4 protein-coding genes, 1 tRNA gene and 3 pseudogenes are annotated in these 6,682 nt (G+C 58.8%); 4 read left to right on the forward strand and 4 right to left on the reverse strand.

What is annotated here, in order from left to right; translation table 11 throughout:
* The first annotated feature begins 89 nt into the window (after positions 1–89).
* Positions 90–1,102: pseudogene (locus HLUSI_RS28155) on the forward strand (IS110 family RNA-guided transposase).
* Positions 1,103–1,505: 403 nt separating this feature from the next.
* Positions 1,506–1,673 (forward strand): annotated as a pseudogene (locus HLUSI_RS34930) (helix-turn-helix domain-containing protein); the annotation flags it as partial.
* Positions 1,674–2,026: 353 nt separating this feature from the next.
* Here HLUSI_RS34930 and HLUSI_RS0111345 read toward each other — a convergent pair.
* Both HLUSI_RS0111345 and HLUSI_RS0111350 read right to left on the reverse strand, forming a co-directional pair.
* Positions 2,027–2,116, reverse strand: a tRNA-Ser gene (locus HLUSI_RS0111345).
* A gap of 53 nt (positions 2,117–2,169) precedes the next feature.
* Positions 2,170–2,982, reverse strand: a complete 813-nt coding sequence (locus HLUSI_RS0111350; protein WP_016834097.1) for an SDR family oxidoreductase — start codon at positions 2,980–2,982, stop codon at positions 2,170–2,172.
* Between the two features lie 380 nt (positions 2,983–3,362).
* Between HLUSI_RS0111350 and HLUSI_RS0111355 the strand changes: the two genes are divergently transcribed.
* The gene (locus tag HLUSI_RS0111355; protein ID WP_029363411.1) at positions 3,363–4,127 is read left to right on the forward strand and encodes a sulfite exporter TauE/SafE family protein; all 765 of its coding nucleotides are present in this window, start codon (positions 3,363–3,365) and stop codon (positions 4,125–4,127) included.
* 18 nt (positions 4,128–4,145) lie between these two features.
* Here HLUSI_RS0111355 and HLUSI_RS0111360 read toward each other — a convergent pair whose 3' ends face one another.
* Positions 4,146–5,072 (reverse strand): LysR family transcriptional regulator, encoded by a 927-nt coding sequence (locus HLUSI_RS0111360; protein WP_016834099.1) that lies wholly within the window; start codon positions 5,070–5,072, stop codon positions 4,146–4,148.
* A 68-nt stretch (positions 5,073–5,140) separates the two neighbouring features.
* Here HLUSI_RS0111360 and HLUSI_RS28160 point away from each other — a divergent pair.
* A pseudogene (locus tag HLUSI_RS28160) lies at positions 5,141–5,500 on the forward strand (sulfite exporter TauE/SafE family protein); the annotation flags it as partial.
* Positions 5,501–5,618: 118 nt separating this feature from the next.
* On the opposite strand, the gene HLUSI_RS0111370 reads toward HLUSI_RS28160, so the two are convergent.
* Positions 5,619–6,545: a LysR family transcriptional regulator gene (locus HLUSI_RS0111370; protein ID WP_016834101.1), complete on the reverse strand. Its 927-nt coding sequence runs from the start codon at positions 6,543–6,545 to the stop codon at positions 5,619–5,621.
* Positions 6,546–6,682: the final 137 nt, after the last annotated feature.

Genomic DNA, 6,682 nt, shown 5'->3' on the forward strand with positions numbered 1-6,682 from the left:
AATAATCTAGAATAATCTAGCCGTCCTCCCTCGGCAAGCGCCGAGCGTAAAGTCATGGTGCGAACCTCACTTTATCCAGGAGAACGGCGATGTTATTTTGCGGCATAGACCTTCATTCGAACAACTGTTTCGTCGTCATCAGCGATGACGACGATCGGGTCCTGTACTCCAGGCGCCTGCCGAATAATTTGGATCAGATCTGCGCTACGCTGGATCCGTATCGAACGCATTTGTTCGGCGTAGTCGTCGAGTCGACCTACAACTGGTATTGGCTTGTAGATGGACTGATTGACGCAGGCTATCCTTGCACCTGGCCAACACTACCGCGATCAAGCAATACGATGGTCTCAAGCATCGTGGCGATGAATCAGATGCCCGCCATCTTGCGCATATTCTCCGATTGGGATTGCTGCCTGAAGGTCATATCATGCCTCGGGCGACCCGTGCAGTTCGTGACCTCGCGCGCAAGCGTATGCAACTGGTTCAACAGCGTACGACACAGATCGTCTCGATCGAAACCTGTCTGGCGCAGCAAACCGGAGGGCGTCTCTCCACGAACGACGTGAAGCAGCTAACCGATGCACAGGTAGACGCCATGTCGTTTGGCGCGGCAGAGTCGATGGGACTCAAAGCAAATCTGGCGGTGATGCAGGCACTACAAACGCAAATCGATGCGATCGAGAAAGCCTTATCGAAACACTGCCGCAGTAATCCTGGATATCGGCTACTCAAAACCGTCTCTGGTATCGGGCCTATCCTCGCCACAGTCATTCTTCTCGAAACCGGTAGCATCGAACGGTTTGCCGATGTTGGCAACTACGCCTCTTATTGCCGCTGTGTTGGTAGCGTTCATGTTTCCAACGGCAAAAAGAAAGGCGAAGGCAACACAAAGAACGGGAATCGCTATCTGGCGTGGGCCTACGTCGAAGCCGCCAACTTTGCGATTCGCTACTACGAGCCGGCGCGCAAATTCTATCAACGCAAGAAAGCCAGGCGCAACAGCATCGTCGCCATTAAGGCAGTGGCGCACAAGCTGGCGCGCGCCTGTTTCCATATGTTAAAGACGGGAGAGCAGTTCTCGATTGAGCGCTGCTTTGCGTAAGCTTGGCAACGGCCGGCAAGCCAGAACGTGGGTTGGACTTCGAGCCATCAAAAATTGATTGGACGCCGTGCCGTTTGCCATTGTTGTTTGTTCTGAAGGAAATGAATCGTCCGACATGCGAGCCACAAGGGTCTGGAACTGCAATGCAGAAGCCATAGAACTGTCCCACAATTGGACACAGGTCGGTACCGAGATGCTTCTGGGGCAGTTGAACTGCCAGGGCGAAGAGAGTAGCAATGCTTCTGCTTGATCCATATGGGTGACTGGTGCGATTCACGCAACCATACACTGAAGCAAAGGGCACGAAGTCAGCCAACAGAACGTGACAGCGATGGCTTGATGAAATCAACATATCGCGAAATATTGCGAGTGCTAAGTTCGTACCCTTGACAACGGATGGCTAATGGGTGACCCACGTTTAGAACACAATTCTGCTTATGACCATAAGCAGGAGATCGGAGTGATCGACGTGGCATTACTTGGAATTATTCGACGCTGGCACCTTCGTGACCAGGTCTCATTGCGAGAGATCGCCAGGCGTTTAGGCATCTCACGAAACACCGTCAGGCGGTACATTCGCGCGGAAACCATAGAGCCAGCCTATGCAGACAGGCGTCCCCGGAGCTCTTTGGACAAATACACACTCAAACTCTCGGCCTGGTTAAAGACCGAGGCGGCCAAATCACGCAAACAACGCCGTACGTTGAAACAGCTCCATTTGGAGCTGCGCGCGTTGGGTTATGAGGGGTCGTACGATCGGGGCGCAGCCTTCGCCAGACGCTGGAAGGTGGATCAATTGGAGAGGGTCAATTCTGCGAGCAAATCAACATCGAGGCCTCAGACTGCTTCCTTGTACTACTCATTTGTACCAGCTCGTTGTAAAAAGTCCTTGATAATACATGAAATCAACGACTTAGAGCTCTGTGGCGGAAGGTGTGAGATTCGAACTCACGAAGGGCTCTCACCCTCGCCAGTTTTCAAGACTGGTGCATTCAACCGCTCTGCCAACCTTCCTGCGCAAGCCGGGCATTATACATGAGTCGCCTGGCCGTCGTCCTTTTCTGCTTTTAGAAAATGCCCGGGTAAGCGCCGCCGTCCATCAGCACGTTCTGGCCGTTGATGTAGCCGGCATGTTTGCTGCACAGGAATGCGCAGGTGGCGCCGAACTCGTCCGGGTCGCCGAAGCGGCCGGCCGGGGTTTCGGCCATGCGTTGCAGGCGGACTTCGTCGGGTGTTTCGCCGGTGAGCTTGGCGGAGCCGACGAAGCTGCTGCGCAGGCGATCGGTTTCGAAGCTGCCGGGCAACAAGTTGTTGATCGTCACGCCGCTCTTGGCGATGTGGCGGGACACGCCGGCGACGAAACCGGTCAGGCCGGAGCGGGCGCCGTTGGACAGGCCGAGGTCGTAGCGCGGGGCCTTGACCGAGCTGCTGGTGATGTTGATGATGCGGCCCCAGCCGCGCTTGATCATCTGGTCGACGGTGGCCTTGATCAGCTCGACCGGCGTCAGCATGTTGGCGTCGATGGCCTTGAGCCAGATCTCGCGATCCCAGTCGCGGAAGTCGCCCAGCGGCGGGCCGGCGTTGTTGACGAGGATGTCGGGGCCGTGGCCTCGCTCTTTGTCCATTGTGCCGGCGATTTCCTCGACCGCGGCCAGCGCTTTTGCGCGGCCTTCGGGAGTGGCGATGTCGGTGGCGACGGCGATGACCTTGATGTTGCCGAGCGCGCGCAGTTTTTCAGCGGCCTGGTCGAGCGTCTCTTGGTTGCGGGCGACGATGACGACGTGCGCGCCTTCGCGTGCCAGGTGTTCGGCGCAGGCGTAGCCGAGGCCTTTGCTGGCGCCGCAGACGAGGGCGATTTTTCCTTGAAGTCCTAGATCCATGATTGCTGATTCCTTAATGTTGGCGTGTCACGTTCTTGCGTGGTCGATGCATTGCTGCGCCGGATTAAAAATTTCATCGGGCGTTTCTGAGCAGATCGCGCGCTTCGCTTGTGACGGCGAAGGCTGGCTGATAAACTGGCGGACAGCTTGAGGGAGGGCATGGCTGCGGTATTGCCGGGGTTGCGTAGGATGATTCGTTTATTTTTTTCGGATCAGGTAGATCGCCAACGCAATGATGATCACCACGCCCGCTTCAAGTACAACTACCAGAACGCCGCTACTTCCGTTACTCACGCCTATCTCCTTTTTGGGTCGCCGGTCAGGCAAGTCCTCTGTGTTTTACAACGGGACTTGTCCGGCCAAGTGCGTACTTTACACCTATGATGCATTCTTTGTATTTCACCGTCGTGGTCAACTTCTTTCTCGGCGGCGTGCTCGGCGCCATCGGCGGCCTGTTCGGCATCGGCGGCGGCCTGATCGCGATTCCGGTGCTCGGATTCCTCTACGGCATGGACCAGCAACTGGCGCAGGGGACCGCGCTGGTGATGATCGTGCCCAATGTGGTGATCGGTTTCTGGCGCTACAAGCAGCGCAACAAGATCGAGCTCGGTTCGGCGCTGCAGATGGCGGTGCCGGCGGTGTTCACGACTTACTTCGCGGCGCGCTTTGCAACCTCGATCGAGGCGCGCTCGCTGCATCTGGCGTTCGCCTTGTTCATGGTGGTGCTGGCCTTGTACTACCTGTGGACCTTGCTGCGCAGGCAAAAGGAAATGATCCCGCGCGCGCGCCTGCCGCAGAAATACATCTTCCTTATGGGATTGGCGGCGGGTGCATCGGCGGGATTCTTCAGCGTCGGCGGCGCCATCGTGGCGGTGCCGGGATTGGTCGGCCTGTTCGGCATGACGCAGACTGCGGCGCAGGGCCTGGGCCTGGCGATGGTTACGCCGGGGACGCTGGTGGCGCTATGGACTTACGCCAGCGCTGGCCATGTCGACTGGAGTGTCGGTATTCCGCTGGCGCTGGGCGGTGTGCTCAGCATTTCCTGGGGCGTGGCGCTGGCGCACCATTTGCCGGAGCGGCGGTTGCGCATGCTGTTCTGCGGAGCGCTGATTGCGATTGCCGCCTGGATGATGACGCACGGCTGAGCCTTCTTCAAACAACAATCAGGCGGCTTCCTTCTCCACCGGCACCGGCGGCACCTGCGCCGTTTGCTGGCGGATGAATTCCACCAAATCGCGTGCATACAGGGGCAGGGCGTCGAGGCTTTGCACCACCATGCTGCGCTCGCGCACGCTCCACGGATCACTCAGTTCGACCAGGCTCAGCTGCATGGTCTGCTTGTGGCGCAGCGCAGCCGATTGCGGCACGATGCCGATGCCGACGTTGGTCTCCACCATGCGGCACATCGCTTCGAAACTGCGCACCTGGATCCGCAGCTTGAGGCGCTGGCCGCTTTCCGACACGATGCGGTTGAGGAAGTGATGCAGCGTGCTGCCTTCATGCAGGCCGACGTGTTCGTATTCGAGCGTCTCGGCGAAAGTGACCTTGCCGACGCCGGCCAGCGGATGTTCCAGCGCGGTGGCGAGGATCAGCTTGTCGGTTGAAAAATTCAGGATCTCCAGTCCTTCTCCCTGCACCGGTCCGGCGACGATGCCGATGTCGGCCGTGCCTTCCTGGATGCCGCGCATGATGTCGTGGTTCAGCCGTTCTTCCAGCGCCACGTTGACCTGCGGATGCAGCGTGAGGAATTTGCCGAGGATTTCCGGCATGAACTCCGTCACTGCCGTGGTGTTGGCGAAGATGCGGATATATCCCTTGATGCCGTTGTTGTACTGCTGCATGTCGCCCTTGAGACGCTCGACCTGCTGCATGAATTGCTGCGCGTGTGAGAGAAAGGTCTGTCCCGCCGGCGTCAATTGCACACCTTTGCTTTCACGGTAGAGCAGGCGCATGCCGAAGCGTGCTTCGAGTTCCTTGATGCGGTTGCTGGTCGCCGCCAGCGACAGGTTCATGCGCTCTGCGCTGCGCGTGAGGCTGTTGAGTTCGGCGATCAGGATGAACAGTCGCAGGTCGGTGAGGTCGAATAGCATGATGTCTCTCTGAAGTGAGCGCCAGCATGAGGGGCGCCGGTCTTTTTGTCCTCAGTTTTCCGCGCGCGCGCCTGCCGCAGAAATACATCTTCCTTATGGGATTGGCGGCGGGTGCATCGGCGGGATTCTTCAGCGTCGGCGGCGCCATCGTGGCGGTGCCGGGATTGGTCGGCCTGTTCGGCATGACGCAGACTGCGGCGCAGGGCCTGGGCCTGGCGATGGTTACGCCGGGGACGCTGGTGGCGCTATGGACTTACGCCAGCGCTGGCCATGTCGACTGGAGTGTCGGTATTCCGCTGGCGCTGGGCGGTGTGCTCAGCATTTCCTGGGGCGTGGCGCTGGCGCACCATTTGCCGGAGCGGCGGTTGCGGATGCTGTTTTGCGGCGCGCTGATTGCGATAGCCGCCTGGATGATGACGCACGGCTAAGAGCGGCTAACAAAACGCCGCTGGCGGCGTTGCTTCTCCTCGCCGTACTATCGTACTGTCTTCGTCGGCGCGCCTTGCCATCGACGCTTTGTTAGCCGCTCTAAATTTCAATCTGCAATCAGGCTGCTTCCTTCTCCACCGGCACCGGCGGCACCTGCGCCGTCTGCTGCCGGATGAATTCCACCAGGTCGCGCGCATACAGGGGCAGGGCGTCGAGGCTTTGGACCACCATGCTGCGCTCGCGCACGCTCCACGGATCGGTCAGTTCGATCAGGCTCAATTGCATGGTTTGCTTGTGACGCAGGGCCGCCGAGTGCGGCACGATGCCGATGCCGACATTGGTCTCCACCATCCGGCACATCGCTTCAAAACTGCGCACCTGGATCCGCAACTTCAGACGCTGGCCGCTTTCCGACACGATACGATTGAGGAAGTGATGCAGCGTGCTGCCTTCATGCAGGCCGACGTGTTCATATTCCAGCGTCTCGGCGAAGGAGACCTTGCCGATGCCGGCCAGCGGATGTTCCAGCGCCGCGGCGAGGACCAGGCGGTCGGTTGAAAAATTCAGAATCTCCAGTCCATCTCCCTGCACCGGTCCGGCGACGATGCCGATGTCGGCCGTGCCTTCCTGGATGCCGCGCATGATGTCGTGGTTCAGCCGTTCTTCCAGCGCGACGTTGACCTGCGGATGGAGGGTGAGGAATTTGCCCAGGATTTCCGGCATGAATTCCGTCACCGCCGTGGTGTTGGCGAAGATGCGGATATAACCCTTGATGCCGTTGTTGTACTGCTGCATGTCGCCTTTGAGGCGCTCGACCTGCTGCATGAATTGCTGCGCATGGGTGAGGAAGGTCTGTCCTGCCGGCGTCAGTTGCACGCCCTTGCTCTCGCGGTAGAGCAGGCGCATGCCGAAGCGTGCTTCGAGTTCCTTGATGCGGTTGCTTGTCGCCGCCAGCGACAGGTTCATGCGCTCGGCGCTGCGGGTGAGGCTGTTGAGTTCGGCGATCAGGATGAACAGCCGCAGGTCGGTGAGGTCGAATAGCATGGTGTCTCTCTGAAGTAAGTGCCGGCATGAGGGTGCCGGTCTGTTTTATTCCAACTCATATTACGCCTAAACCCGGATGGCTGTGGCAGGCGTTTCGCTGCAATTGTAACGCCAGAAAACACAACGGACCATGACGG

Source organism: Herbaspirillum lusitanum P6-12, from assembly GCF_000256565.1.
GTDB lineage: Bacteria > Pseudomonadota > Gammaproteobacteria > Burkholderiales > Burkholderiaceae_D > Herbaspirillum > Herbaspirillum lusitanum.

What these genes read in the sequence shown, in the direction of transcription:
- HLUSI_RS0111350 (WP_016834097.1), bottom strand. Translation starts at nt 2,982, where the DNA reads ATGGATCTAGGACTTCAAGGAAAAATCGCCCTCGTCTGCGGCGCCAGC.
- HLUSI_RS0111360 (WP_016834099.1), bottom strand. Translation starts at nt 5,072, where the DNA reads ATGCTATTCGACCTCACCGACCTGCGACTGTTCATCCTGATCGCCGAA.
- HLUSI_RS0111355 (WP_029363411.1), top strand. Translation starts at nt 3,363, where the DNA reads ATGATGCATTCTTTGTATTTCACCGTCGTGGTCAACTTCTTTCTCGGC.
- HLUSI_RS0111370 (WP_016834101.1), bottom strand. Translation starts at nt 6,545, where the DNA reads ATGCTATTCGACCTCACCGACCTGCGGCTGTTCATCCTGATCGCCGAA.